General features: G+C 69.5%; 21 protein-coding genes. 14 read left to right on the top strand and 7 right to left on the bottom strand.

The annotated features are described in order from the left end of the window. Positions 1 to 543, top strand: a 543-nt coding sequence (locus tag G6O68_RS17700) for a transposase (RefSeq protein WP_206108124.1), incomplete at its 5' end; no start/stop codon positions are given. A 502-nt stretch (positions 544 to 1,045) separates the two neighbouring features. After that, positions 1,046 to 2,317 carry a glycosyltransferase gene (locus tag G6O68_RS17695; RefSeq protein ID WP_165249955.1) on the top strand — a complete coding sequence of 424 codons (1,272 nt, stop codon included), beginning with the start codon at positions 1,046 to 1,048 and terminating at the stop codon, positions 2,315 to 2,317. A gap of 16 nt (positions 2,318 to 2,333) precedes the next feature. Here the strand turns inward: G6O68_RS17695 and G6O68_RS17690 are convergent, their stop codons facing one another. Together G6O68_RS17690 and G6O68_RS17685 are read right to left on the bottom strand one after the other, a co-directional pair. Continuing rightward, positions 2,334 to 6,155: a HEAT repeat domain-containing protein gene (locus tag G6O68_RS17690; protein ID WP_165249954.1), complete on the bottom strand. Its 3,822-nt coding sequence runs from the start codon at positions 6,153 to 6,155 to the stop codon at positions 2,334 to 2,336. A gap of 65 nt (positions 6,156 to 6,220) precedes the next feature. Then, positions 6,221 to 6,544: a phosphoribosyl-ATP diphosphatase gene (locus tag G6O68_RS17685; RefSeq protein ID WP_449308113.1), complete on the bottom strand. Its 324-nt coding sequence runs from the start codon at positions 6,542 to 6,544 to the stop codon at positions 6,221 to 6,223. Between the two features lie 344 nt (positions 6,545 to 6,888). Here G6O68_RS17685 and G6O68_RS17680 point away from each other — a divergent pair, with 344 nt between their 5' ends. The 3 genes from G6O68_RS17680 to G6O68_RS17670 all read left to right on the top strand — a co-directional run bounded on the left by G6O68_RS17680 (position 6,889) and on the right by G6O68_RS17670 (position 10,425). Next, positions 6,889 to 7,140, top strand: coding sequence for a hypothetical protein (locus G6O68_RS17680; RefSeq protein ID WP_165249952.1), 252 nt, complete (start codon positions 6,889 to 6,891; stop codon positions 7,138 to 7,140). A 442-nt stretch (positions 7,141 to 7,582) separates the two neighbouring features. Continuing rightward, entirely contained in the window at positions 7,583 to 9,067 is a 1,485-nt protein-coding gene (locus G6O68_RS17675; RefSeq protein ID WP_206108123.1) for an oligosaccharide flippase family protein, read from the top strand. A gap of 35 nt (positions 9,068 to 9,102) precedes the next feature. Further along, a complete protein-coding gene (locus G6O68_RS17670; protein ID WP_165249950.1) occupies positions 9,103 to 10,425 on the top strand; it encodes a glycosyltransferase family 4 protein in 1,323 nt (440 codons plus the stop codon). A 79-nt stretch (positions 10,426 to 10,504) separates the two neighbouring features. Here G6O68_RS17670 and G6O68_RS17665 read toward each other — a convergent pair whose 3' ends face one another. From G6O68_RS17665 to G6O68_RS17655, 3 genes are all read right to left on the bottom strand, one after another. After that, positions 10,505 to 11,863 (bottom strand): protein tyrosine phosphatase, encoded by a 1,359-nt coding sequence (locus G6O68_RS17665; RefSeq protein ID WP_165249949.1) that lies wholly within the window; start codon positions 11,861 to 11,863, stop codon positions 10,505 to 10,507. A 103-nt stretch (positions 11,864 to 11,966) separates the two neighbouring features. Beyond that, the gene (locus tag G6O68_RS17660; protein WP_165249948.1) at positions 11,967 to 12,836 is read right to left on the bottom strand and encodes a hypothetical protein; all 870 of its coding nucleotides are present in this window, start codon (positions 12,834 to 12,836) and stop codon (positions 11,967 to 11,969) included. Between the two features lie 237 nt (positions 12,837 to 13,073). Further along, the gene (locus tag G6O68_RS17655; protein WP_165249947.1) at positions 13,074 to 13,280 is read right to left on the bottom strand and encodes a hypothetical protein; all 207 of its coding nucleotides are present in this window, start codon (positions 13,278 to 13,280) and stop codon (positions 13,074 to 13,076) included. Between the two features lie 423 nt (positions 13,281 to 13,703). On the opposite strand from G6O68_RS17655, the gene G6O68_RS17650 reads away from it, so the two are divergent. From G6O68_RS17650 to leuD, 6 genes are all read left to right on the top strand, one after another. Then, complete coding sequence (locus tag G6O68_RS17650) at positions 13,704 to 14,792, top strand: DHH family phosphoesterase (protein WP_165249946.1); 1,089 nt, start codon at positions 13,704 to 13,706, stop codon at positions 14,790 to 14,792. Between the two features lie 453 nt (positions 14,793 to 15,245). Then, positions 15,246 to 16,280 carry a DUF1559 domain-containing protein gene (locus G6O68_RS17645; protein WP_165249945.1) on the top strand — a complete coding sequence of 345 codons (1,035 nt, stop codon included), beginning with the start codon at positions 15,246 to 15,248 and terminating at the stop codon, positions 16,278 to 16,280. Positions 16,281 to 16,401: 121 nt separating this feature from the next. Further along, complete coding sequence (locus G6O68_RS17640) at positions 16,402 to 17,136, top strand: lipoyl(octanoyl) transferase LipB (protein ID WP_165249944.1); 735 nt, start codon at positions 16,402 to 16,404, stop codon at positions 17,134 to 17,136. Continuing rightward, the gene (lipA, locus tag G6O68_RS17635) at positions 17,111 to 18,049 is read left to right on the top strand and encodes a lipoyl synthase (protein ID WP_165249943.1); all 939 of its coding nucleotides are present in this window, start codon (positions 17,111 to 17,113) and stop codon (positions 18,047 to 18,049) included. Before G6O68_RS17640 ends, lipA begins: the two co-directional genes overlap by 26 nt. 86 nt (positions 18,050 to 18,135) lie before the next feature. Beyond that, positions 18,136 to 19,542 (top strand): 3-isopropylmalate dehydratase large subunit, encoded by a 1,407-nt coding sequence (gene leuC / locus G6O68_RS17630; protein ID WP_165249942.1) that lies wholly within the window; start codon positions 18,136 to 18,138, stop codon positions 19,540 to 19,542. A 61-nt stretch (positions 19,543 to 19,603) separates the two neighbouring features. Beyond that, the gene (gene leuD, locus G6O68_RS17625; protein WP_165249941.1) at positions 19,604 to 20,266 is read left to right on the top strand and encodes a 3-isopropylmalate dehydratase small subunit; all 663 of its coding nucleotides are present in this window, start codon (positions 19,604 to 19,606) and stop codon (positions 20,264 to 20,266) included. On the opposite strand, the gene G6O68_RS17620 is transcribed toward leuD, so the two are convergent. Together G6O68_RS17620 and G6O68_RS17615 are read right to left on the bottom strand one after the other, a co-directional pair. Then, positions 20,247 to 21,311: a cytochrome d ubiquinol oxidase subunit II gene (locus tag G6O68_RS17620; protein WP_165249940.1), complete on the bottom strand. Its 1,065-nt coding sequence runs from the start codon at positions 21,309 to 21,311 to the stop codon at positions 20,247 to 20,249. The two genes, leuD and G6O68_RS17620, sit on opposite strands and share 20 nt — an antisense overlap. Next, entirely contained in the window at positions 21,311 to 22,645 is a 1,335-nt protein-coding gene (locus G6O68_RS17615) for a cytochrome ubiquinol oxidase subunit I (RefSeq protein WP_165249939.1), read from the bottom strand. Before G6O68_RS17615 ends, G6O68_RS17620 begins: the two co-directional genes overlap by 1 nt. A 474-nt stretch (positions 22,646 to 23,119) precedes the next feature. On the opposite strand from G6O68_RS17615, the gene G6O68_RS17610 reads away from it, so the two are divergent. Genes G6O68_RS17610 through cysC form a run of 3 tightly spaced genes read left to right on the top strand, consistent with a single transcriptional unit; the run spans position 23,120 to position 26,051 of the window. Next, the gene (locus G6O68_RS17610; protein WP_165249938.1) at positions 23,120 to 23,842 is read left to right on the top strand and encodes a phosphoadenylyl-sulfate reductase; all 723 of its coding nucleotides are present in this window, start codon (positions 23,120 to 23,122) and stop codon (positions 23,840 to 23,842) included. 47 nt (positions 23,843 to 23,889) lie between these two features. Then, positions 23,890 to 24,309: an RrF2 family transcriptional regulator gene (locus G6O68_RS17605; protein WP_165249937.1), complete on the top strand. Its 420-nt coding sequence runs from the start codon at positions 23,890 to 23,892 to the stop codon at positions 24,307 to 24,309. Next, complete coding sequence (gene cysC / locus G6O68_RS17600; protein ID WP_165249936.1) at positions 24,297 to 26,051, top strand: adenylyl-sulfate kinase; 1,755 nt, start codon at positions 24,297 to 24,299, stop codon at positions 26,049 to 26,051. The genes G6O68_RS17605 and cysC overlap by 13 nt, the downstream gene beginning before the upstream one ends. Positions 26,052 to 26,077: the final 26 nt, after the last annotated feature.

Here is a 26,077-nt window from a genome sequence, read left to right as displayed (position 1 = left end):
TGGGTCTATATTGACGAGTCACGGTTCCAGCTCACGCCGGTGGTCCGTCGCGCCTACGCCCCGAGGGGCCGTACGCCGCTCGTCGAGGCATGGCATCGCAAGGGTCGGATCTCGGCGATCAGCGCCGTGACCGTCAGCCCGAGGCGACGTAGGCCCAACCCCTACTTCCGGCTCCTGCCCGACGACGCCAACGCCCGGGGCGAGGACTCCGTCGCCTTCTTGAGAGGCCTGAGGGCCCACCTCGGCCGGCCGATGACGATCCTCTGGGACCGGAGCCGGATCCATGGCCGATCGGGCCTCGTGAAGGCCTACCTGGCGAAGCACCCGGAGGTCGTAGCCGAGGACTTCCCCGGCTACGCACCGGAGGCCATCCCGGACGAGGGGGTGTGGGGGTGGACCAAGTACCACCGGCTGCCCAACTACGCCCCCGAGGACTCGACCGAGATGCGATTCCGGCTGTGCCGGAAGCTGCCGGCCCTGCAACGACAGCCCGAACTCCTGGCCTCATTCATCCGCCGCGCCGAGCTCCCGCTCCGCTTGTGACCGGTGTCACTTTGGCCGGGCTGGAGTCAGTAACTACGGTTCTCGGAAGAGAGATTGGCTTCGTTCGGCGCAGAAATCGGGGATCGAAATTCCTCTATCGCCCGAGGACGCGCCACGACGGGCGTCGGGCTCTCGCGGGGGTGAACATTGGCTTCGTTCGCACACCCCATAAACGAGTCCATCGGACGCTAACTCTTGAACCGCAATCACTTAAAACCCTTTCTCCGCACGAAGAATTGGCTTCGTACGGCGCGATTCGCCTGTTTTTTCTCGTGGCGGGGCTCGCCGAAGAGGACGGGGGCCTTGTTCCCAACGCACGTCGACTGGGCCCGGCGCGCGTCATCCCCCAGGATGACAGTGAGCCAGGATTGGGAAATGCACACATCGAGGGCGTCGAGCCCTCGCCAGATCCTCGCCCTGCGGACTCGTCGCCTTGCCCGAATCGGGGGGATCGAGTAGGTTCCGGCCTTGACCACGAGGAAACGACACGGAGGGGGCCGGCATGGACGCCAGCATCCGAGAGCGGCAGCCCGACGCGGGGGGCCTGGGCCTCGCGACTTCGCCACCGGACGACGCGGTCCCGCCGGCGCTCGCCGGGCTCCGGATCGCCCTGGTGCACGACTGGCTCACCGGCATGCGTGGCGGCGAGAAGTGCCTGGATGTCCTCTGCCGCGCCTTCCCGAAGGCCCTGCTCTACACGCTGATCCACCGCAAGGGGTCGACCAGCCCGGCGATCGAGTCGATGGCGATCCGCACCTCGCCCTTGCAGAGGGCCCCCGGGGTCTTCCGCTACTATCGGCAACTGTTGCCGATCATGCCGGCCGCGGCGGCGACCTGGCGGCTCCGGAACGTCGACCTGGTCGTCAGCCTGAGTCATTGCGTGGCGAAGTCGGTCCGGGTGCCGGTCGGAGTGCCGCACGTCTGCTACTGCTTCACGCCCATGCGGTACGCCTGGCAGGGTCGCGAAGCCTACTTGCAGGGCTGGTCGGACCGGCCGCTCCGTCGCGCCATGGCGGGCTCGCTCCTGAACCGGTTGCAGGACTGGGACCTCGCCACGGCCCGCCGGGTGAGCCACTTCGTCGCGATCTCCGAGACGATCCGCGGCCGGATCGCCGAGTGCTATCATCGCGAGAGCACGGTCGTGCCCCCGCCGGTCGACGCCGACTTCTATCGGCCCGACCCGCTGGCCCCCCCTCGCGAGGACTTCTACCTCGTCGTCTCGGCGCTGGTGCCCTACAAGCGGGTGGACCAGGCGATTGCAGCCTGCCGACGCTCGGGGCGGCGTTTGATCGTCATCGGCGCGGGGCCGGATCGGGCGAGGCTGGAGGCGGCGGCGGGGCCGTCGGCGACGTTCCTGGGCTGGCAGCCCGACGACGTGATCCGCGACCACTACCGACGCTGCCGGGCCCTCCTCTTCCCCGGCGAGGAGGACTTCGGGATCGTGCCCGTCGAGGCGATGGCCTGCGGCGCCCCCGTGATCGCCCTGGGTCGGGGAGGCGCGGCCGAGACCGTCGCCGACGCCTGCGGCCGGCTCTACGACCTGCCGACGACCGACGCGTTGGCCTCGGCGATCGAGACTTGGGAATCCGAAGGCCACCCCCACGACCCGGCCGCCGCGCGGGCGCGGGCCGAGTCCTACGCGCTGCCGGTCTTCCGGCGGCGGCTGCTGACGTTGCTCGCCGACGTGGCAGCGTCGAGAGATCGACACGCCGGCGTCCCCCGCCCCCACATCGCCGCGGCCGGCGCCGGGAAGCGACGCCGGCGCGACGCGTGAATCGCCGGGCCTCCCGTCACGGCTTCGCCGCCGCCTGGTCGGGGGCGGCGACGCGCGGCATCGATTCGAACAGAGAGATCAGGTCGGCGATCTCCTGGTAGGACAGCGGATCGAGCAGGCCTTCGGGCATGACCGAGATCGGCGACGGTTTCTGCTCCTCGATCTCGTCCTTGGGGATCGTGATCTTGGAGCCGTCCGAGATCAGCAGCACGAGGTTCGGGCCGTCGGCCACGATCGGCATGCCGCTGAGCACGCGGCCGTCCTCGATCGCCACGGTGATCGGCTTGTACTGGTCCGAGATCACCTTGGACGGCAGGACGATCGATTCCAGGGTGTCGGCCGGCTGGAACCGGCTGTTCACCGTCGTGAGGTCGGGGCCCAGTCCTTGGCCCTTGTCGCCGAACTTGTGGCAGTCGAGGCAGCGGACCTTCGCCAGCACGGCCGCCCCGCGCTCGGGCGAGGCGGTCTTCATCACCTCCGCCTGGAGTACGTTGCGGACGAGATCCGGCAGGTCACGGACCTTCGCCGCCGTCGCATCGTCGACGGTGGCCGGGCCGTCGGGGTATTTCGCCTTGTACGCGCGATCCCAGAAGGCGATCTCCGAGTCGAACGACGCCGCGTCCTCCTTCTCGGGACGCCCCAGCCAGCGGCCGGCGACCTGACGGATCGGGGCCTGGAGAGCGGGCGCGGCGCGACGGGCCAGGCGGAGGAGCGCCGCCGGGGCTTCGGGCCCTTCGGGAGTCTCACCAATTCGCTGCAAGGCTCGGAGCAACAGGCGGAGCGTGTTCTCGTCCCGGGCGTCGAGCGCCGCGGCGAAGATGGGCAGGTCGACCTTCGACGGACGTTCGGCGAGGGCGCGCACCAGCCGGCCCCGGCTCGCCGGGTCGGCTTCGAGGAGAGTGCGGAGCGCGGCGCGGGCCTCCTCGCCGGGGCTCCGGCCCAGCTTCTCCAGGATCGTCGACTTCAGGTCGTCGGCCTGAGACCCGGACACCGCGACCAGCTTCCTATAAAGCGAGGTCAGCGTGGCGACCGCCGCGGGATCCTTCTCCGCGTCCAACTCGCGGACGAGCACGCGGGTGGGGAACGGGTGCGACTCGCCCTGCGCGAGCAGCTCGGCGCGTTCCTCGGCGGTGAGGACGGGCAGCCACTCGCGGGCCATCATGTCCAGGAAGCCGAGGTAGCTGTAGCCGCCGTCCCAGGTGCTGGCGCGATCGAACCAGGTCCAGTAGCGACGCTTGGCGTCGGCGTCCCAGCCCTGCTTGATCGCCCGGAGGCAATAGGCGTCGTGGATCTGCGAGACGGTGTCGGCCACCGCGTCCTGATGGGCCAGGAGCGCCGGGACGGCCTGCGGCTCGTCGAGGTAGGCCAGGAGCTTGGCGACCTCGCGGTTGACGGACGTGTCGACCTTCTCGGAGAACATCGCCAGCAGCCGGGGCCGGAACTCGGCCGACGCCGGGACCTCGGCCTTGCGAGGTCCCAGGAGGTACGTCAGCTCGATGAGCCGGAGCAGGTCGAGCTGTAAGGCGGGGTCCAGCGTCTCGCGGAGGAGGACCAGCTCGCGTTCGAACAGGTCGTCCTGCGTCGCCGCGTCGAGCCCGCCGGCCCGAACGAGCGCGAGCATCCCCTCCAGCCGGGCGCGGGGCTCGTCGACCGCGAGGATCGCGTCGCGGAACCGGGCCGGCCCGGCGTGCTCGACGGCCGTCCGCGCGGCGAACCGGATGAAGCGGTCGGGGTCGGACAGCAGCGGCAAGAGCGCGAGGGCGGGGATCGCCTCGGCCGGCTGCTGCATGAGCGACTCGCAGGCGTGGCGGCGGACGAACGGGTCCTTGTCGCCGAGGGCCGCGGTCAAGGCGGCGCGCGAGGCGTCGGTCGCGTGATAGCCCAGCAAGGCGACGGCCCGCGAGCGGACGGCCGCGTCGACGTCGGTCGCCAGGGTGATCAAGAGCGCCTCGCTCGGCTCCGGCCCCTGCTGTGCGAGGATCTCCAGGGCCCGTATGCGGCGGGCGGCGGACGTTCGCCCGGAGACGTCGCGGGCGGCCTGTTCCAGTCGAGGAGCCCACGCGTCGGCGTTGGCGGCCTTCAGGTCGTCGAGCTTCTTTTGGGAGAAGCTGGAGAGGGGGGAGTCGATGTCGATCGCAGAGGCCAGGAAGTCCTCGGCGGGCTTCGCCGGCGCGGCCTCGCGCGTCGATTTGAGGCGGAATAGGCCCCCCTGAGTGCCGCGACCGCCCGTGGTGAAGTAGAGGCAGCCGTCGGGGCCCGCCTCGATGTCGGTGCAGTTGAGCGGCTGGCCGCTGACCATCTCTTTCGCCTTGCCGCGGTAGGTCGCCCCCTCGCGGCCAAGCTCGACGGCCAGGATCCGGCCCTGGGACCAGTCGCAGATGAAGAACTGGTCGCGGTACTCCTCGGGGAACTGGCCGCCCAGGTAGAACGTGACGCCCGTGGGGCTGCCTCGGCCGAGGTCCAGCGTGGCCGGCAGGCTGTCGAAGTAGTACTCGGGCCAGTCGGCCGATCCGTTACGCCAGCCCAGTTCGGCGCCGATGGGGCTGTGATTGACGCGGACGGGGCGGTACCAGGGGACGCCGACGTCCCACTCCATGTCGCTGTCGAAGCTGAACAACTCGCTCTGGCTGTTGAACGCGAAGTCGTACTGGTTGCGGAATCCGCCGACGATCCGCTTCCAGGTCGCGCCCAGGTCGTCGCTGCGATAGATCTCGCCGCCGGGCGCCATGATGCCGACCGCGTGGCCTCGCGAGTCGTTCAGGTGCGGCAGCAGTTCGCCCTCATACATCACGTTCAAAGGGCTGGCCGGGTCGATGGGCGGCTTGAGGTGCGAGTGGTTGCCGCTGTTGTAATAGAGGCGGCCGTCGGGCCCGATCATCACGGCGTGCGGGCCGTGCTCACCCATGCCGCCGTCGACGCCCCGGACCAGCTCCACCTTCTCGAAAACGCCGTCCTTGTCCACGTCCGACAGGCGGTGGAGGCCGGCCACCTCGGGCCCCTTGCCGACGGCGAACAGGACGTCGCGGGTGAAATGAAGGCCCTGGCAGTTGTTCATGCCGGGGGCGATGACCACGCTGCGGTCGTACTTGCCGTCGCCGTCGTCGTCCACCAGGCGGGCGATCGGGCCACGTTCGATCGAGACGCAGGGCGCGCCGTCGGGGTCGAATGTGAAGGCGACGACCGAGCCGGTGACCTGAGGCGAGCCGACCGTCTCCACGGCGAAGCCCTCGGCCGTGCGGAAGCGCTCGGCGGCGTCGCCCAGGCCCAGGGCCAGGCGTCCCCAGGGCTCGACGCCGAACTCGCCGAGGTCGACGGGGGCCGGCCAGGCGGAGTCGTCGTAGCCCAGGAGCTTCCAGGCGTCGCCCGCCGGGACGTCGACGGCCGCCTTCCAGGTCAGGTTGGTGTGGACCGGGGCCCCCTGCCCCAGCGGCAGGACGCCGCCGGAGACGAGGAAGCCGGCGCGGCCGGGCGCCTCGTTCGCGGCCCAGGCCGCCAGGACGTGCGGGCCGGTCTCGATCTTGAGGTCGACCTTCGCGGGGCTGCGCCAGTCCTCGCCGCCGGCGATCCGACGGCCGTCCAGGTACAGCTCGAACGCGTTGTCGGCGGCGGCGAAGAGGGCCAGCCGCGAGGGTTCCTTGACGTTCACGGTCTTGCGGAAGTAGCAGGTCTCGGCGGGCACGTCGTGGCCGTCCCCCATGCCGGAGCGCCAGATCCAGTGCGGCGCGGCGGCTTCCTGCCCGAGCGCCACGCCGGCGGCGAGGAGCCAGGCGATCGCGAACGCGGGAGAGAGGCCGGCGCGGCGGGGGGCCGGCCGGCGGCGGTCTTCGTCCAGGACCATGCGGTGCTCCAGCTCGGGGCTCTCGGGTGGAAGGGATGCGAAGTCGGGGCTTCCCGGACGGCCGGTCAGGTCTTCGGCTTGCGCGAGGCCTTCTCGGTCAGGCCGCTGGTGCCGAACCGGCGTTGCAGCTCGGCTTCGACGTCGTCCCAGGACAGGTCGCGATAGCCGAGCAGGACGGCGGTGTGGAAGATCAGGTCCGCGACCTCCTTGACGAGGTGCTCGCGGCCGGCGTCGCCGGGCTCGTCGCTGGCCTCGACGACCTCGGCGGCCTCCTCGATGAGCTTCGCTCCGATAGCCCCGCCCCCCCCCTTCATGAGGTTGGCGACGTAGGACGGCTTGCCCGTCGTCTGGGCCTTGCGCTCGGCGATCACCCCCATGAGCGCCGTCATGATCGATGTTTCCGCCACGATGATCCCCCTTGCGTCGGTCTCGCCGACCCGGAGGCGGATTCGCGCCGAATCTCGCACGGCCGGGCCCGTCGAACTTCCACGATACCATCGTCGATCCGGCCGCCGCAAACTTTCTCAACCTTCGGTTCCGATTCCGCATCAACGACTTACGGCAAGGCCTGCAACCTAGATCCGGACCGAGCCCGAAGTTCTGGCCTTTCGTCGAGGCCGGAGGGACGTTGGACGGGCCACATCCTCCCGATACACTCGTGACGACTCGGCGACGGACGCCCCGGGCCGCCGGACCGCGTCGCGGGGTCCCGCGAGGAGATCGAGGAGAGACCATGCACGACGAGGATCAGATTCCCATCTGGCTGTTCATCGGCGGGATCCTGACCGTCTACGGCGTCATGATCCTGGGAGCCGGACTGTACGCCCTGGCCTCCCCACCCCCCCCCGAGGCGCGCGTGGCCCTGTTCGACCTCCACGCCGACATCTGGTGGGGCATCTTCATGACGGTCGTCGGCGTGTTCTACTGCATCCGCTTCCGCCCGCGACACGCCCATGCCCCCGTCGCGCCCCCGCCCCGGCCTTGAGGCCGGGACGTCCAGGCCGACGATTCGACGAACACTCCGAAGCCGAATTGACAGCCTTAGGGTCCACTCATACGATGCCGGGCCTTGGGTTCCCGGTCGGTCCCGCGGGGAAAAATTGCGGTCGCGATGCGCCGAAGGGGGCCGGTTTTCGATGATTCCCAGTCGTCCGACCCACTCAACCCTCGCGACCCCCGACCGAATCCGGGGATTCGAGGGGGAACAGGAAGGCGGGCGACTCCAGTTAAGGTGGAGAAGCAGCGAAAGCCGATAAGTCTTGGCGATCTGCGAGCGAGCTGCCAAGGCTCGCAAGGAAGCGAGCTGTGCTCGAGCCCACAAGGAAGCGCCTTCTCGAATGGCAAGCCCGACCCTCAGCAAGCGAAGGCGACGTCCCTTGACGCCGTCGAAGCCCGCCACGCGACCGCGTCCGCCCCTGCCGGCGGACGTGACATGCCCCCGCGCCCGGGGGAGGCGGATCGCTTCGAACGTCGCGTACCTGAGCCTGGCCGAGCTCTTCTGCCGCGCCTGCTCCGTGTTCGTGACGCTGGCCCTGATGAAGCGACTGGGGGGGAGCGGTTACGGCCGCGTGGAATTCGCCTTCAGCATCGTCTTCTGGCTGGTGCTGTTGGTCCGAGACAGCAGCGACGTCATGGTGGCGCGGGAGCTGTCGCGTCACCCTCGCCTGATACGGCCGCTCGTGGACCAGGTCCTGGCGTTCAAGTCGGTGATGGCGGTCACGCTGTTCTCGGCGCTGACGCTCGTCGGCTGGTTCACGCTCAAGGATCGATCGGACTGGTCGATCCTGACGCTCTACGGCCTGATGCTGTTCACGACGGCGATCGGCCTGGACTTCGTCTATCGCGGGACGGAGCGGATGGGGCTGCTGGCAGTCTCCCTCTGCCTGCGGACGATCTTCTACGGGGTGGGCGTGCTGGCCTTCGTGGGCGACGCCTCGCGGATCGCCTGGGTGCCGATCTTCCTGACCGTCGGCGAGGCGGGCGGCATCGGCCTGATCTGGCTGAGCTACCTCCGGACCTACCGGATGCCTCGGCCGAGGTTCAGTTTCCGCTTCATGGGCATCCTGATCCAGCGCGGGAAGACGGTGTGCGCGATCCAGCTGTCGCAAGCCCTGATCATCGCGGCCGACGTCCTGGTCGTGGGCATGATGAGCGCGAGCACCTGGGGCGACGTGGGCCGCTACGGGGCCCAGTACCGGCTGGTGACGATCGTCCTGACGTTCGGCATGATCGTCCAGCATGCGACGTTCCCGACGCTCTCGCGGCTCTGGCGGCATCACCCCGACGCCGGCCGCGACGCTCTGGACTCGCTCGTCGAGGCCCTGATGACGTTGATGATCCCGCTGGCCGTGGGCGTGACGCTCCTGGCAGAGCCCCTGGTCGGGCTCCTCGGGTCGTCGGATTACGACGGCGCGGGGCTGTTGTTGGCGGTGGGGATCTGGCGGGCCCCCGTGTTGACCGTGGCCTTCTGCTACCAGACGACGCTGATCGCCCTGAATCGCGAGACGGTGGGCGTGGGCTCGTTGGTCGTGGCGGCGCTGGGCATCGGGCCGCTCGTCTACCTGATGCGGACCCAGTTCGGGCTGGTGGGAGCGACGGCGGCCGTGCTGATCGTCGGCCTGATGCTGGTCCTGGCCGGCTTCCACAGCCTGGCCCGCGAAGGGCGGCAGCCGGCCTGGCACCACCACCTGGGGCGCCCCCTGATCGCGTCGCTCGCCATGGCGCCGGTCTGCCTCTTCCTCGTCCGCTGGCACGTCGTCCCGGCGGTCCTCGGCGGGGCCCTGACCTATCTGCTCGTCCTGCTGGCGACCGGCGGCCTGGACCGCACCCGGCACTGGAGGGCCGCCTTCCACCCGATCGACGCTCCCACGCCGGCCCTGGCCGCGGCGGAGGGGGCGGGACCGCTCACCTGAGACGACGCGACGACGATTGCGACAGGAGGTCGCCCTTGAAATTCTGCATGATCACCACCTTCTTCGGCCCCCACAGCTTCGGCGGCGACGCCGCCTACGTCGATCGGCTCTGCCAGGCGCTCTGCCGAAGGGGCCACGAGGTCCACGTCTTTTATTGCGTGGACGCCTTCAACGCCGTCCGGGGCGACCACCCCCTACGCTCGTACACGCCGACTCCCGGCCTGCACCTCCACCCGCTGGAGAGCGGCTACGGCACGCTCTCGCCGCTGGCCACGCAGGCGACGGGGAAGCCCTACTTCAAGTCCGAGGCGCTCCGGGAAGTCCTCGACGCCGACGACCTGGACGTCGTCCACTTCCACAACATCTCGCTGGTCGGCGGGCCGGGCGTGCTCGGCCTCGGCGCCAACCGGCGCGCCGTGCGGATCATGACGGCTCACGAGCACTGGCTGATCTGCCCGATGCACCTGCTCTGGAAATACGACCGCAAGCCCTGCGACGGCTCGACCTGCATCCGGTGCACCGTGGCAGGGGGCCGCCCCCCGCAGGCCTGGCGCTACACCAACGCGATCCCGAAGGCTCTCCGCCACCTGGACGCCCTGGTTTTCCCCAGCAAGCACGCCCTGGACGAGCATCGCGCCCGGGGCGTCGACCGCTGGGCCCCGCTCGTCCACGTCCCCTACTTCCTCCCCGACGACTGGTCAGGCGGGATCGAGGACCAGGACCCCCCTGCGAGCGAACGCCCCTACCTGGCGGCGGCCGGCCGACTCGTGGCGATGAAGGGCTTCCAGCGGCTCATCCCGCTGATGAAGAACCTGCCCGAGGCCGACCTGAGGATCGCCGGCACGGGCCCCTACGAGCCCGAACTGCGGCGACTCGCCGAGGGGCTGCCCAACGTGCACTTCGAAGGATTGCTGGGGGGCGAGGGCCTCGCCCGGCTCTTCCGCGGCTCCCGGGCCGTCGTCGTCCCCTCGCTGTTCCCCGAGACTTTCGGATACGTCGTGCTGGAAGCCTTCGCCACTGGGACGCCGGTGATCGTCCACGAAGGGGGCGGCGCCATCAGCGAGACGGGCGTCGAGAGCGGCGGCGGGCTCGGCTACAAGACCGGCGCCGAGCTGCTGACCGCGATGCGGCGGATGGTCCACGACGAGGACCTGCGCGCCGAGTTGGCCGCCCAGGGCTTCGCCCAGCGGATCGGGCCCTGGTCCGAGACCGAGCACGTACACCGCTACATGGAACTGATCGCCGATCGCCGCGAGGCCCGCGACTCGGGCGCGAAGACCCGCCTTGATCCGGCGGCCGAGGCCGTCGCCGCCCCGCTCTCCCCCCGGACCAGCTCGACGAAAGCGAAGGCAAGCTGATCCTCGCGTCCGCCTCCGCGCAAGGAGAAGCCCCCGCGACCCCGAGCTATACCGGGTCGCGGGGGCTTCGCGTTTCAGCTCAGCGTCGCTCGATAGGGGTCTCGGCCGCGGCGGCTGCCTTGGCGGTCGCCTCGCCCTGGCGGGCGATCATCTGTTCCAGGGGGTCGGCGGTCCCCTCGGCGTTCTTGCGGAGCAGTTGGGCCGTGGGATCCTCGGCGGCCCGATCGGGGGCCAGGCGGGGGAGCATCCGGTTGTACAGGAGGGTCACCGAGGACTTCGGCCGCGAGCCGCGATGCTGCTCGATCTCCCGGATGACATCCTCAAGGGGCCAGCCCTGCTTCGCGAATCGGTACATGCCCACCCAGGCCGGGGAGCGGTCCATGCTGGCGTGGCAGTGGACCAGGACCGGCCAGTTCGCCGGGTCGTCGGCGAGGTCCAAGGTCTCGGGGATGCACTTCACGCCCGTCGGATCCTCCGGAGGTTGGTTGTAGCAGAGGATCCCATTCTCGCGCGCGAACCGCTGCTCGTCGGGCCAGTGCGGGCTGGCCGCCGGGGTGAACTCCGGGAACAGGTTCAGGATCGTCTTGAAGTGATAGCGATCCTGCGCGATTTGCAGGCCCCGATAGGTCGGCATCGCGCTGAGGTAGAGCCGCCCCGGGATGATCTCGCGGAGGCGGGCGATGGGCCGCTGATACCAGAAGATCCCCCGGCCGACGACGTCGAGCCCCAGCGAGGTCGCGATCAGCAGGACGGCGATCAGGACGCCTCGACGCCCCGGCTCGGCCCGGGGCGCCAGCCGCAGCATTGCGAAAGCCCAGGCGAGCATCGCCCAGACGAACACCCATCGCGGCCAGTAGCCGAAGGGCTCGCGGTCGATCCAGGGGAGCTGCCGGACCACGACCAGGACCGCCGCCAGGGAAAGCAGGCCGAGCACCCCGCGACGCTTCGCCTCCGGGATCAGCCCCCAGAGCCGCCAGGGTCGCGCGGCGACGATTACGATCGCCGCGAGCGTCAGCGCGAACGCGGCGAGCGTCGAGCGCTGGGCGACGGGGGCGGCCGGTTCGAAGATCGTCCGCCAGCCCAGGCCGTGCCAGCCGTTGAGCAGCGGGCCGGGCGTCGCCGCGTGCCAGAAGGCCGCCAGCGAGAGGGCGAGCGCGGAGTAACGGAGGCGGCCGCGCGGGTCGCGCAGGCAACCCCAGGCGGCGAGCACCAGGGCCGCGGAGGAGGCGTAGACGGCCACGCAATCGATCGTGTCGCCGGCCTCGGCGAGCCGGTAGGCGGCCGGCGGGAAGGCGTTGTACGTCTGGCGGGCGACCCGGGGGAATTCGGGGTCGACTTCGTGCTCGTAATCCAGCACGAACCAGGCCGCCGTGGCCGCGGCGAGCGCCAGGGCGATCCAGGGCCACCGCCCCCCGCGATGCGATTGCTGCTCGGTCAAGACTCGTCGCCCCTTCCCTGGCTGGCGTCGCCGCGGCCGCACGCGACCACGCGCAACGTCGCCTCGGTGACGAGACGCGATGATCCCGATCCCGGCGATTTCGTCAAGCCGCGCGTTGATCCGGCACCGCTTCGCCCGCCCTCAGCGCGTGCTCGGCGAACTGCTCGGACTCCACCCGCCCGCGGCCCGTGCGGACGCCGATGCGGACCAGGAGCCGACGCCGCATCTCGCGGATCGGCCGGGCGACCAGGCGATGCGCGCGGATCCACCACGGGCGGCTCGCCGCCATCTGGGCCTCGTCGATCCCGCACTGATCCGGACGGCAGCGCGACCAGTGCTTCCGGAGGTGGTACTCGTCGCTCCCGGAGAGGATCGGGAAGATCGGCCGGAGCGGCAACCATCGCGGCCAAGAGGCGCTGATCTGGAAGTCGAACAGGCAGGGGCGGCCCGAGGCGTCGACCAGCACGTTCTCGCGCTTGTGGAGGTCGACGTAGACGATCCGCCGCCCGTGCATCGTGCGGAGGAGCGCCTGAAGCTCGGGGAAGAAGCCGTCGTCGACCCGCTCGCGGTCGCCGAGGGGATGGCCTTCGAGGAACGCCCGGGCCACGCCGTTCCGCTGGTGGACGCCGTCGATCGTGACGTGCCCGGCGAGCTTCGGGATGCCCGGCAGGTCGCCCAGGCGGCGGAGCATCGTCGATTCGCGACGCGCCGTCATAAGGCCGATGAATCGAAGCGGGACGCCGAAGGCCGGGGCCTTGCGATGGAGCTTGATGACTTTCCGGTCGCCGGCGGCGTCGGCGTAGAGGGCGGTGGCCGCCCAGGAGTCGTGCTTGAACAGCTCGACGAGCCGATGCTCGACGCCCCCCACGTGCAGCCGCTCGGGCGGGGCGTCGTGGCCGAGCGCCCGCAGCCAGCGGGGGCGGGGCTTCGGCTGGGCGCTCGGCCCGCGATGATCCTGGGTCGTCCTTGACATGCCGTCACACTTCCTGGTTCGTCGTCCGAGCGCACGAGTCAACGGGGCACCAATGATGGATTTTCGGCCAGGTTCGCCGATTCCTTGAGCTTCCCCCGGAACCCCATACGGCTCGCTTTCATCCCGGATCTCAGCGATTTCGGCAAGGCCGACACGCCGAGGCGCAAAAAAGAAACCGCCGGGGGAGTCCCCCGGCGGTTCATGACCTTCATCGACCGAGTCGATGTCGGGCCTCGATCAAGGCGTGGCCGGCTTCTCGACCGGGACCACCGGCGGGGCTTCGCCCGAGGTCTCGACCTTCTTCTCTTCGGTGATCGTGGCCGAGCCGCCGGGGCCCTTGATCTCGGTCTCGGTCTTGACACCTTCGGTCTCGCCGCAGCCGACCGTGAACATGGTGGCGGACAGCAGGGCGGCGGAGGCCAGGTAAGTGAGTGACTTCTTCATGGCTGAGATTTCCCTCTACCTCGTGGGATACAGCAACCCGCGGCCTCTGTTGAGGCCGAGACGACGGCCGCCGATGTCGGGCAAGAATACTGCAAGCAGCGTGCCCAACGCCAGCACCAGTCCGGCGTAATCTCGGGAATCCTTCGTAGATCGTCGAAATCATCGGAATCGCAGGCCGATCCGGGGGGTCCCATGGGGGCGATGCACGTCGGCGAGCAACGTGATTCCCACGTGAACGCGGCCGCTCGGGGTTCCACCGGGCTCGGGTTCTGGATCGCATTTCCCCGGGGACGACGTCTGGCGGGGGCGTGAGGCCATGACTTAGACTGCAGGAGACTGGAATGAGGCTCGTCGCGGGGGTGCGGACGCCCCATCGCCCGCGTGGATCGCGACGGCCGCCCGGTCCCGAGGGCGTTTCGACACATGACCGGCGACAGCGACGAACGAGAGCCCGTCGGCGAATTCGACTCCAGGCGCCGCGTGCGATCGGACCGGCTCCTGTCGGTCCTGGAGCCCTACGCCCGGATCGTGGCCGTCTCGCACGTCAATCCCGACCCGGACTCGCTGGCGAGCATGCTCGGCGTCCGCGAGCTGGTCGCCAAATGCCAGCCGGGCAAGCCGTTCATCATGACGGTCGACGGCATGATCGCCCGGGCCGAGAACCGGGCGATGGTCGAGCTGATCCCGATCCCGCTGACCCCGGTGAAGTCGGTCGCCATCGACCGGGACACCGCCGTGGTCATGGTCGACACCCAGCCCCACACCGGCCGGCGCAGCAGCGAGAGCGCGACGCCGACGATCGTGATCGACCACCACGAAACCGGGGGCGACCTCGACGGCGTCCTCTACCACGACATCCGGACCCACATGGGGGCCTCCAGCACCATCGTCACCGGCTATCTGCTGGAGCAGAAGGTGGTGGTCTCGCCGCAACTCGCGACCGCCCTGCTCTACGGGATCGAGTCGGAGACGACCGGCTATCCGCGCGAGGCCAGCTCGCTCGACGACGGCGCCCTGGTCTGGCTCTTCCCGAGGGCCGACAAGGAACTCCTGGCGCGGATCCGCAATCCGAAGCTTCCGCAGAGCCACTTCGCGACGTTCCAGCGCGCCCTGGCCAACGCCTTCCTCTATCGCGACCTGATCGTCTCCTGGTGCGGGGAGGTCTCTCAGCCCGACATCGTGGCGGAGGTCGCCGATTTCTTCATCCGTTTCGACCAGGTGAACTGGGTCCTCTCGGTCGGACTGTATGAGGGGGGACTGAAGCTCTCGCTCCGCGCCAACGAACTGGGCCGCCAGGCCGGCGAGGTGCTCCGAGACGTGGTGGAGGGGATGGGCAACGCCGGCGGCCACGATAAGCGTGCCGGGGGCCTCGTCGCCCTCGCGGACGCCACCCCCCAGACGGTGGACCGCACCCTGACCGAGCTGCGCCGGCGGCTTCTCGCCCAGTTGGAAGTCGATGAGCACCAGGGACGGCGGCTGCTGAACGACTTCTCGCGGATTCCAGCGCCCTGACCCCACCCACTCGCCGCGACGCCCGCCCCCGATCGCATCCACGCCGGCACGCGCATTCAAGCGACTTCGGCTGGTTTCGCGCTCGCGACCGTCTTTGCCCTGTGTATACTAATGCTTCGTGGAGGACGGCGAATCGATCGCGTGTGATTAGGCGTGCGTCGGCAGAGGTTCGGGCGAAGGTCCGATCATGGGTGCGGGAATGGAGCGTCTTGATGCGAATTCCTCGGAGATTTCATAGATCGTGCGACGATTCCGTCGAAGATAGAAGTGCTGATTAAGCCACCTGAGCGAGCCGCCGCCCACCCGAGCGAGACGGGGCGCGACCGGCCGTTGTTTCCCGCGGACGGAACGCCTGGTCAGTCGCCGTCCCCATCTCTGTCCGGCTCGCCTTTGGGTGCAGACGCGATCGAAGCGGACCTTAATCCTTCCCAACCGCCAAGGAGCCGGCCTGCGATGAGATCGAGACGAGCTGCGTTCACCCTCATCGAGGTGCTCGTCGTCATCTTCGTGATCGCGATCTTGATCGCGCTGCTGCTGCCGGCCGTCCAGGGGGCCCGAGAATCGGCCAGACGGATCCACTGCACCTCCAATCTTAAGCAATTAGGCCTCGGGCTCACCAATTACGAGGTCACCTGGGGGGTCTACCCCCCGGCCGTGCTCCTCTCGGTGGGGGTCCGGAACGTACCGGTCTCCATGGGCTGGAGCGCCCAAACGCGGCTGCTTCCGTTCATCGAGCAGCCCAGCCTGTTCAACGCCGTGAACTTCTCATTCACGTTCGACGCGCCGGACAATACGACGGTCACCGCCACCTCCGTGGCGATCTTCACCTGCCCGAGCGAGGGGAACCGGGCGATCCAGCAAGGGCCCCAGGGATTCCCGAGCCTGGAGTCGGCCGCGGGGACCAACTACGCCGTCTGCTCGGGCGACTGGTTCGTCTGGGGGGGCTTCGGGCTGAACAACAGCCGGTCCGCCTTCTCGCCGAATCGGAGCCGCCGGGCCTCGGAATTCTCCGACGGGCTCAGCGGCACGCTGATGATGGCGGAGGTCCGCCTCCGTCAGCATCAGGTCACGGAATGCGGCGTCCAGGTCGTGAAGGTGAGCGACGACGAGGTCCCAGGAACCGACATCCCCTTGGGCATCCGGCAGTTCGTCAAGGACGAGAGCGCCTGCTCTCCCTGGTGGTCGGGGCATATCCTTTGGACGGCCGGCGGAGTCGACCAGACCGGTTTCACGACGTCCCGAACGCCCAACGAGAGGCTGGTCTCGGTGTTCTCCCGTAACAACGAGACCGACCTGATGGGTGCCCGCGAGTGGCTGGGCGGGCCCACCTTCGCGGCCGTGATCGCTCGGAGCCAGCACTCGGGCGGCCTCAACGCCCTGCTGGGCGACGGCTCCGTCCGATTCATGGCCAACACGATCGCCGCGCCGGTCTGGCGGTCGCTGGGGACCGTCGCGGGCGGCGAGCTCGTCGACGCGTCGAGTTTCTGAACATCGGCCCGACCGGTCCCGGTTCTCGCGGACCCCTCGACCGCCTATAATGCGACCGTGGAGCCGCCGCTCCCGGCGCGGCCGGGGCGCCGCCGCCGTTTCTCCGGGGTACGCCGACTCGATGACGACACCGCCAGCGAAGCCCCCATTGGAGATCTACCTGCTCGGCGCGGTCGACTTCGGCGAGGTCCAGCAGCTCCAGCGTCGGCTCGTCTACGAGCACGGCGAGCGCGGCGGGGCCACCCTCCTGCTCTGCGAGCATCCGCCGACCTTGAGCGTGGGACGCCTGGGGAGTCGCGCCCATGTCGCGGTCGACGACGCGGCGCTCGCGGGCATGGGGATCCGCACCCACTGGGTCAACCGGGGCGGCGGCTGCGTGCTCCACCTCCCGGGACAACTCTGCGGGTACTTCGTCACCCCCCTAGGCCCGGCGGCCGTCCCGGCGATGCGCCACGTCGAGCGGCTCCAGGATGTCCTACTGTCCGTCCTCGACGAGTTCGAGCTGCGTGGGGAGGTTCGGCACCTCCCGCACGGCGTCTATCTGGGCGCGGCGAGGGTCGCGTCGATCGGGGTGGCGATCAGCCGCGGGATCGCCTACCATGGATTTACGCTCAACGTCGGTCCGTATCTCGACCTGTTCGACGTGCTCGTCGAGCCGGGCCTCTCCGGCTCCCGCCTGCGTCAGACTTCGATGGAATCGCGACGCCAGCGTCCAACCCTGATGTCCAAGGTGCGTGAGGCGCTGGTCCGCCAGACCGAACGGGTGTTCGAGCTGGACCGGCATCATCTCTACACGCATCATCCGCGACTAAGGCGGAAGGTCCTCACCCATGCTTACGCTCCCAGTCCTGGATGAACGTCCGGACGATCGGGATTCGAACTCGTGCGGCTCGGGCGCCCCGGTGCTCGAGATCGACCGCAAGCCGCGCCGGCTCCCCGAATGGTTGAAGCGGCCGATCCCCTCCGGGGGCGGCATGTACTTCGCCCAGGAGCTGATCGGCGAGCTCGGCCTGGAGACGATCTGCGAGTCGGGCAAGTGCCCGAACCGCTCCGAGTGCTGGAGCCGCCGCACCGCCACGTTCATGATCCTGGGCGAGACCTGCACCCGCCCCTGCGGCTTCTGCGCCGTGAGGCGGGGCAAGCCCGAGGCCGTCTCGGCCGACGAGCCCGAGCGCGTGGCCGAGGCCTGCGCCCGGCTGAAGCTCCGCCACGTCGTCATCACGTCGGTCACCCGAGACGACCTGCCCGACGGCGGCGCGGACCACTTCCGCCGCTGCATACTGGCCGTCCGCGAGCGCACCGGGGCCACGATCGAGGTCCTCACGCCCGACTTCAACGGCCGCGAGGACCAGGTGGCCACCGTGCTGGAGGCCAGGCCGGAGGTCTTCAACCACAACATGGAGACGGTCGCGCGGCTCCAGCAGCACGTCCGACGCAAGAGCCAATATGAGGTCAGCCTCCGCGTGCTGGAAATCGCCAAGAAGCTGAGCCCGGGGACCCTCACCAAGAGCGGCTTTATGCTCGGCCTGGGCGAGACCACCGGCGAGCTGCTGGACACCCTGGCCGACCTGCGTTCGATCGGGGTGGACCTGCTGACGCTCGGCCAGTATCTCCAGCCCTCGCCGCGACACCTGCCGCCCGAGCGTTATCTCCCCCCCGCCGAGTTCGACGAGCTGGGCCGGCTGGCCCGGCTCATGGGCTTCCGCGAGGTGGCCAGCGGGCCGTTCGTCCGCTCCAGCTACCACGCCGACGAGATGGCCCGCGCCTGAGCGAACCCTCAAGCCGCGCGCCGGCTCCGTCCCTCTGTTCCGTCTCCCTCCCCCTTCATCCGAAAAGCTACCGAGGTGGTTCGGGCATGCCAGCGACATTGTTTCAGAAGGTCTGGGACCGCCACGTCCTGTCGAACACGAACGAGGCGACGCTCCTCTACATCGACCGCCACCTGGTCCACGAAGTGACCAGCCCGCAGGCCTTCGACGGCCTCCGCCTCGCCGGCCGGAAGGTCCGCCGTCCCGACCTCACCTTCGCCACGATCGACCACAACGTCCCCACCGAGGACCAGCTCAACATCGGCGACCCGCTGTCGCGGCGGCAGATCGAGACCCTGCGGTCCAACGCCCGCGAATCCGGCGTCAACTTCTACGACATCCAGAGCGGACGGCAGGGGATCGTCCACGTCATCGGCCCCGAACTGGGCATCACCCTGCCGGGCACGACGATCGTCTGCGGCGACAGCCACACCAGCACCCACGGCGCGTTCGGCGCCCTGGCGTTCGGCATCGGCACCAGCGAGGTCGAGCACGTCCTCGCCACCCAGACCCTCTGGCAGGGCAAGCGGCCCGCCGCCCTGGGTGTCGAGGTGACCGGGGTCCTCCCCCCCGGGCTGGAGCCGAAGGACATCATCCTGGCAGTCATCCGGGCGATCGGCACCGCCGGCGGGACCGGCACCGTGATCGAGTACTACGGCCCGGCCATCCGCGCGCTCTCCATGGAGGGTCGGATGACCGTCTGCAACATGTCGATCGAGGGGGGCGCCCGCGCGGGCCTCATCGCCCCGGACGACGTGACCTTCGAGTACTTCACGAAGACCGAACGCCCCTTCGCCCCCAAGGGCGCGGCGCTCGACGCGGCCATCGCCGACTGGAAGACGCTGGCGACCGACCCCGACGCTCAGTTCGACTCCCACGTCACGATCGACGCCTCGAAGCTCGTCCCCCAGATCACCTGGGGCACGAACCCGGCGATGACCGTCGACGCCGACGGCCGCATCCCGACGCTGGAGGAGCTGCCGGCTTCGGTCCGCGAGGAGGCCGGCAGGGCCTACCAGTACATGGGGCTGACCCCGGGCACGCCGGTGTCGGAGATCCCGATCGACGTCGTCTTCATCGGCTCGTGCACCAACGGTCGGATCGAGGACCTCCGCGCCGCGGCGCAGGTCATGAAGGGCCGTAAGGTCGCTCCGGGGGTCCGCACGCTGGTCGTGCCGGGGAGCGAGCAGGTCCGCAGCCAGGCCCATGCCGAGGGGCTGGACCGGGTGTTCGAGGAGGCCGGCGCCGAGTGGCGTCAGGCCGGCTGCAGCATGTGCCTGGCGATGAATCCGGACCGGCTCCAGCCCGGCCAGCGGGCTGCCAGCACCAGCAACCGGAACTTCGAGGGTCGACAGGGGCCCGGCGGGCGGACGCACCTCGTCAGCCCGTCGATGGCCGCCGCCGCCGCCGTCACCGGCCGCTTCACCGACGTCCGCCGGCTGCTCGACCGCTGAGCCCAAGACCCCTCGCCAGGCCCGAAACACCCACGCAAGAACGAACGAGAGACGAGATCCCATGAACCCGTTCACCGTCCATCGGGGCAAGGTCGCCGTCCTGGACTGGACCGACGTCAACACCGACCTGATCATCCCCGCCCGCTACCTCAAGCGGATCGAGCGCGTCGGCTACGGCAAGCTGCTGTTCGCCGACAAGCGGTACGCCGCCGGCGGTGCCCCGCCGATCGACGAGCCCGACAAGCACGGCCCGCTCGACCCCTCGTTCCCGCTGAACCGGCCCGAGAACCAGGGGGCCTCGGTCCTCGTCGTCGGCCGCAACTTCGGCTGCGGCTCCAGCCGCGAGCACGCCGTCTGGGCGGTCGCGCAGGCGGGCTACGCCGTCGTCATCGCGCCCGGCAAGGACGAGGGCTTCGCCGACATCTTCGAAGGCAACGCCCTCAACAACGGCCTGCTCGCCGTCGAGGTCCCCCAGGCCGACTGGGATCGCATCGTCGAGCTGGCCGGTCCGGGCGGGGCCGAGGCCGTCGTCGACCTCCGGTCCCTGACCATCACCGTCACGGCCGGCGCGGCGACCGTCGAGGTCCCCTTCTTCATCCCCGAGACCCGCCGCGAGCGCCTGCTCCAGGGGCTCGACTCGATCTCGGAGACCCTCCTGCTCGAGACCGACATCGCCCGGTACGAGCAGTCCAGCCCCGCCTGGATCAGGCCGACGACGGCCTGACCGTTTGTTCTCGGGGCTCGCGACCGTCCCGGAACGTGTGCCCCTTGAAGACGCGGAACAGATAGACGAGCGAGGGGATGAGGATCAGCGACCCGCATCCCAACGCGATCAGCAGCAGCTTGTGGACGATCGGCGGCGCGGCCCCGGTCGTCAGGTCGATCCCGGGGGGGACGAGGTACGGGTACTGGCTCGTGGCCGCCCCCCAGAGGATCAGGGCCGTCTGCAGCATCGCCGCGATTCGGGCCGCCCCATACCAACGCCGCCAGAGCGTTACGATCGCCAGGATCGCAAACGCACCGGTAGCGTAACGCACCGGCGCGCCCCACGACGAACGGCCCAGGCCCTCGTAAACCAGGGGCGCGTCCGACTTCGCCAGCAGGTAGACGACCCAGGCCACGCCCCCCAGTAAGATCGCCGAGGCCAGGGCTTTCTTCCGGAAGTCTTCCCGCAGGTCGTGGTCCGACGTCTCCAGGGTCAGGTAGACCGCGGCTAGGTAGGCGAAGATGTTGAGGGCGAACAGCCCCACCGCCAGCGGGAACGGCCGCAGCCACGTCGCGAACAGCGGGACGGCCCCTCCCGCCTCCATCGCCCGGCCGGGCTCGCCCGTGGCGATCGCGCCGATCACCGCGCCCAGCAACACCGGGGTCACGACGCTCGGGATCGAGAAGAATCGATTCCAGCGCCGCTTGGCCGCCTCGGTGACGTCATAGCTCCGGAAGATGAAAGCCGAGCCCCGGAGCACGACGCCGATCAGCATGAGCGAGAGCGGGACGTGCAGCGTGGTCATCACGGCCGTGAACGCCGTCGGGAAGCCTGTGAACAGCAGCACGATCACGATGATCAGCCACACGTGGTTCGCCTCCCAGACCGGACCGATCGCCCGCGCGATGAGTTCGCGCTGGGCCTCCGCACGTGGGCCGCGGGCGAGCAGGTCCCACACTCCCGCCCCGTAGTCCGCGCCCCCCAGCAGGGCGTAGGCGATCAGGGCGACGAGCATCGCGGCGGCGACCCCCTCGGCGGGGGTCATCGAGGTCAGGAGCGACATCACGAGTTTTCCTTGATCGAGGCCGCTTGCAGCTCGTCGCCGCGTGGGCTGACGCGGAACTGGTGCAGCAGCAGCAGGACGACGATGACGCCGAGGCCGGCGTAGAGGGCCGTATAGGCGGAGAGCGAGATCCAGAGCCCAGGGACGGACGTCACGGCGTCGGTCGTCCGCATCACGTTCTGGATGATCCACGGCTGACGGCCGACCTCCGTCACCGTCCAGCCGGCCTCGATGGCGATCATCCCCAGCGGGCTGACCAGGGCCGCGGCCCAGAGGAAGGCCCTCCCCGTCGGCAGTCGTCGGGTCAGCCACCACGAGACGGCCGCCCAGAGCGAGACGGCCGCCATCGCCATGCCGCAGGCCACCATGAGCTGGAAGGCCATGTGGACCACCACGACCGGCGGACGGACGTGGGCCGGGAACGCCTCAAGGCCCTTCACCTCGGCGTCCGGGTCGTTATAGGCCAGGATGCTGAGCCCGGCGGGGATCTCCAGGGCGAAGCGCGTCTCGCCGGTGCTGGGGTCGGGGAGGCCGCCGATCCGCAGCGGGGCCCGGCGCTCCGTCTTAAATTGGCCCTCCATCGCCGCGAGCTTGATCGGCTGGGTCTCGGCGACGACGTGCGCCGCGTAATGGCCGCTCAACGGCTGGAGCAACGAGGCCAGCCCCCCGACGATCAGGGCGATGCCGAGGGCCCGGCGATGGAACGGGTTCACCCGATCCTTCATCAGGAGGATCGCGTGCACCCCCGCGACGAGGAGTCCCGTCGCCGCGTACGCCGCCAGGGTCATGTGGATCGCCTCGGCGAGCATGGCCGGGCTCGTCAAGGCGGCGAACGGATCGATGTCGACCGGCCGGCCGTCGACCAGCCGGAATCCGGCCGGCGTATTCATCCAGGCGTTGACCGTCAGGACCAACACGCCCGAAAGAGCCCCGCTCGCCGCCACGACGGCCCCCGCGAGCCAGTGCGCCAGCGGCGGGATCCGATCCCAGCCGTACAGGTAGACCCCGAGGAAGATGGCCTCCGTGAAGAACGCGAAGCCCTCCAGCCCGAATCCGACGCCGACGACCGGCCCGGCCAGCTTCATGAAGCCCGGCCAAAGCAGCCCCAGCTCGAAGGAGAGCACGGTCCCCGAGACCGCGCCGACGGCGAAGAGGATCGCCGCCCCCTTCGCCCACCGTTGAGCCAGGACCCGGTAGACGGGATCGCCGGTCCGGAGCCAGCAGGCCTCGGAGATCGCCATCATCAGCGGCAACGCGATGCCGATCGCGGCGAAGATGATGTGGAAACCGAGAGACATCGCCATCTGGAGGCGAGCGGCCATCAGGTTGGTCATGACTCGGGCATTCTCGAAAAAAAGGAGGCTGCGCCGTTCTGCGTCGGCGTCCGCCATCGGCGTCCGCGACTCCGAACCGATCGCGGGTCCAGCATCAGGCCCTCCGCCCTCATGCCGACCTCGACACAATCCCCATCTATCCGACTCGACACTTCGACAGCCCCGATAGGACGATTTATCCAGGAAGAACCGAAAGATCCGGCTGGCGTGATGGTCTGGCAACCCTTCGGGTCCGCGTCTTCGTTAGAAAGAATTTGCTCGGGCGAGAGGAGGGCCCGAACGCGGGGCGGGGAGGCAGACATCGCCTCGGCGATACCATATCATTCTATCGTCCCTTCCCGCCCTTCAAGTATCCACCCCACGACACACCGTTCGGTCGCGACGGCCCGCCTCTTCGCGACGAATGTTGACTTTGATACCGAAGTTACTTACCATTGAGGGCGATCCCATGGTCCCCCGGAGTCCCGACGAGTCATGGCCACCGTGACGGAAAAGCTCTCTGCGGAAGAACTTGCCGAAGCCAATGCCGCCCTTGCCGGGGCCTCCCCCACGGAGATCCTGAGGTGGGCGGTCGAGCGTTTCGGGTCGCGGCTGACGATGGCCACGGCGTTCGGTCCGGAGGGGTGTATCCTGATCCACATGCTCGCGCAGATCGGGGCCACCACCCGGATCTTCAACCTCGACACGGGCTATCAGTTCGCCGAGACCCTGGCGGTCCGGGACCGGCTGATGGAGAAGTACGGCATCGAAATCGAGCTGGTGAGCGCCGAGAAGTCGGTCCCGGAGTACGAGCGAGAGCATGGCGGGCCGTTGTACGTCCGGAACTCGGACCAGTGCTGCTACGATCGCAAGATCGTGCCGCTGCGTCGCGCCCTGGAGGGCTACGAGGCCTGGATCACGGCCATTCGCGCCGACCAGTCTTCCCATCGAGCCCAGGCGAAGATCGTCGGCTGGGACGGCAAGTTCGACCTGGCGAAGGTGAACCCGCTCTTGAAGTGGACCCGCCGCGACGTCTGGGCGTTCATCGTGGCCAACAAGATCCCCTACAACCCGCTGCACGACCAGGGCTATCCCTCGGTCGGCTGCTTCCCCTGCACGAAGGCCGTGGGCGCGGGGGAAGACGAGCGAGCCGGTCGTTGGGCCGGACAGGCCAAAACCGAGTGCGGCCTGCACTCGCTGGATAGCAGCCAGCTCTGACGAGTCGCGTCGAGCGGCGGACGCCCCGCACCGAGGTCCCGGGCCCGATGAAGGTATCCGCCAAAGCCGAGTACGCCTGTTTGGCCGTTCTGGCCCTCGCCCAGCAGGGCCCCAACGCGCCTCCGCTGCGGATCCGCGACATCTCGGAATCCCACGGCATCCCGGAACGCTACCTGGTCCAGATCCTGCTCCACCTCAAGGGGGCGGGCCTGGTCGTCAGCACGCGAGGGGCCGCCGGGGGATACCAGTTGGCGAGGCATCCCGAAGCCATCTCGATCCGCGAGGTCCTGACGGCCGTCGACGGCCCCGACGACGCCTCGCGCGAGACCGCCGCCCCCAACCGCCGCGCCGCCCAGATCTTGAACCACCTGTGGGATCAGGTCCGCGCGGCGGAGCGGGCGGTCCTCGACCGGACCACCGTGGCCGCCCTGGTCGCCCAGGCCACGCCGCACGAATGGACGATCTGACGCCGGAACGGCCCGACGAAGGGAGGCACGCGATTAGCGCCGCGAACGAGTCGAATGGGGCCCTGATCACGCCTTACGGAGGCGCCCTGGTCGACCTCGTGGTTGAGGAAGGCCGGGCCGTCGCCATGAAGGCGGAAGCGAAGGATCACCCCAGCGTGACCCTGGACGAGCGCGGCGTTTGCGACCTGGAGCTTCTGGCGGTCGGCGGTTTCTCGCCGCTCCGGGGGTTCCTCGGCAAGGCCGACTACGAACGCGTCGTCCGGGAGCAACGTCTCGCGGACGGCACCTTCTGGCCGCTGCCGGTGGTCCTCCCGGTCACGCCGGGCGAGGGCGTCGCCCAAGGCGGGACCCTGGCGCTGCGCGACGTTTACGGCAACCTGCTGGCGTTCCTCCACGTCGAGGAGATCTTCCGGCCCGACAAGGAAGCCGAGGCCCGGCACGTCTATGGCGCGCTCGACGCGAAGCACCCGTCCGTCGCCTACCTCGGCCGGATCCCGAATCATTACGCCGCCGGCCGTCTCGAAGTAGTCCGCACCCCGCCGCACTACGACTTCGTCGATCTGCGACGCACTCCCGCCAAGCTTCGCCAACACTTCCGGTCCCTGGGCTGGTCCCGGGTCGTCGCCCTCCATGCCGACGAGCCGGTGCATCGCGCCCAGGAGGAGATGGCCCGGCGCGCCGCCGAACAGATCGGCGGAGGGCTGCTGATCCATCCGGTCGTCGGTGTGGCCCGGCCGGGCGACGTGGAGCATTACACCCACATCCGCTGCTACCGCGCCCTGCTCGACGACGGCCCTGGGCCGGGGGGCCCGGTCCTCAGCCTGTTGCCGCTCTCGATGAGGGTGGCCGGCCCCCGCGAGACCCTCCTGCATGCGATCGTCCGTCGCAACTTCGGCTGCTCGCACCTGATCGTCGGCCGCGACCTCGCAAGTCCCGGCGAGGCGACGGCGGAGTACGCCGACGAGTTGGGCGTCGGCCTGGTCGACGCCCGACCGATGGTCTACCTTCCTGGCCGGCGGCGGTACGAGTACGTCGACGCCGCGCCCGAGGGGGTCGAGACGGCCGCGCTCACCGACGCGCAGGTCCGCGACGAGTACCTCGCGAAGGGCCGGCTGCTCCCCGACTGGTTCAGCCGACCGGCCGTCGCCGAGATCCTCAACGAGGCCAATCCCCCCCGCTCGCGTCAGGGCCTGACCATCTGGTTCACCGGCCTCTCCGGTTCGGGCAAGAGTACCGTCGCCCACGCGCTGGTCGAGCGGCTGGCCGAGTACGGCCGCAACTGCTCGCTGCTCGACGGCGACGAGATCCGAACCCACCTGTCGAAAGGCCTGGGCTTCAGCAAGGAAGATCGCGACGCCAACATCCGCCGCGTCGGCTACGTGGCGGGGCTGGTGGCCCAGCACGGCGGGACCACGCTCTGCTCCGTCATCAGCCCGTACAAGGCCGTCCGCGACGAGGCGAGGGCTCTCTCGAAAGGGAACTTCGTCGAGGTCTATTGCTCGACGCCCGTCGACGTCTGCGAGCGTCGCGACGTGAAGGGCCTCTACGCCCAGGCCCGCGCCGCGGTCGGGGCCGGCAAGGGGATGAGCTTCACCGGGGTCGACGCCCCTTACGAGGCGCCGGAGGGCGCCGAGGTGACCCTCGACACCTCCCGGCTCGGCGTCCCCGAGTGCGTCGACGCGATCGTGGAGAAGCTGCTGGCCCTGGGCTACATCCTTCCCCAGCGACGGATCGGCGCCTGATCGCGCGAGGGAATCTTCAAGCGTCG

Source organism: Paludisphaera soli (assembly GCF_011064595.1).
GTDB lineage: Bacteria > Planctomycetota > Planctomycetia > Isosphaerales > Isosphaeraceae > Paludisphaera > Paludisphaera soli.
The sequence above is the reverse complement of the archived record's forward strand: the minus strand, read 5'-3'. Positions and strand labels throughout refer to the sequence as shown.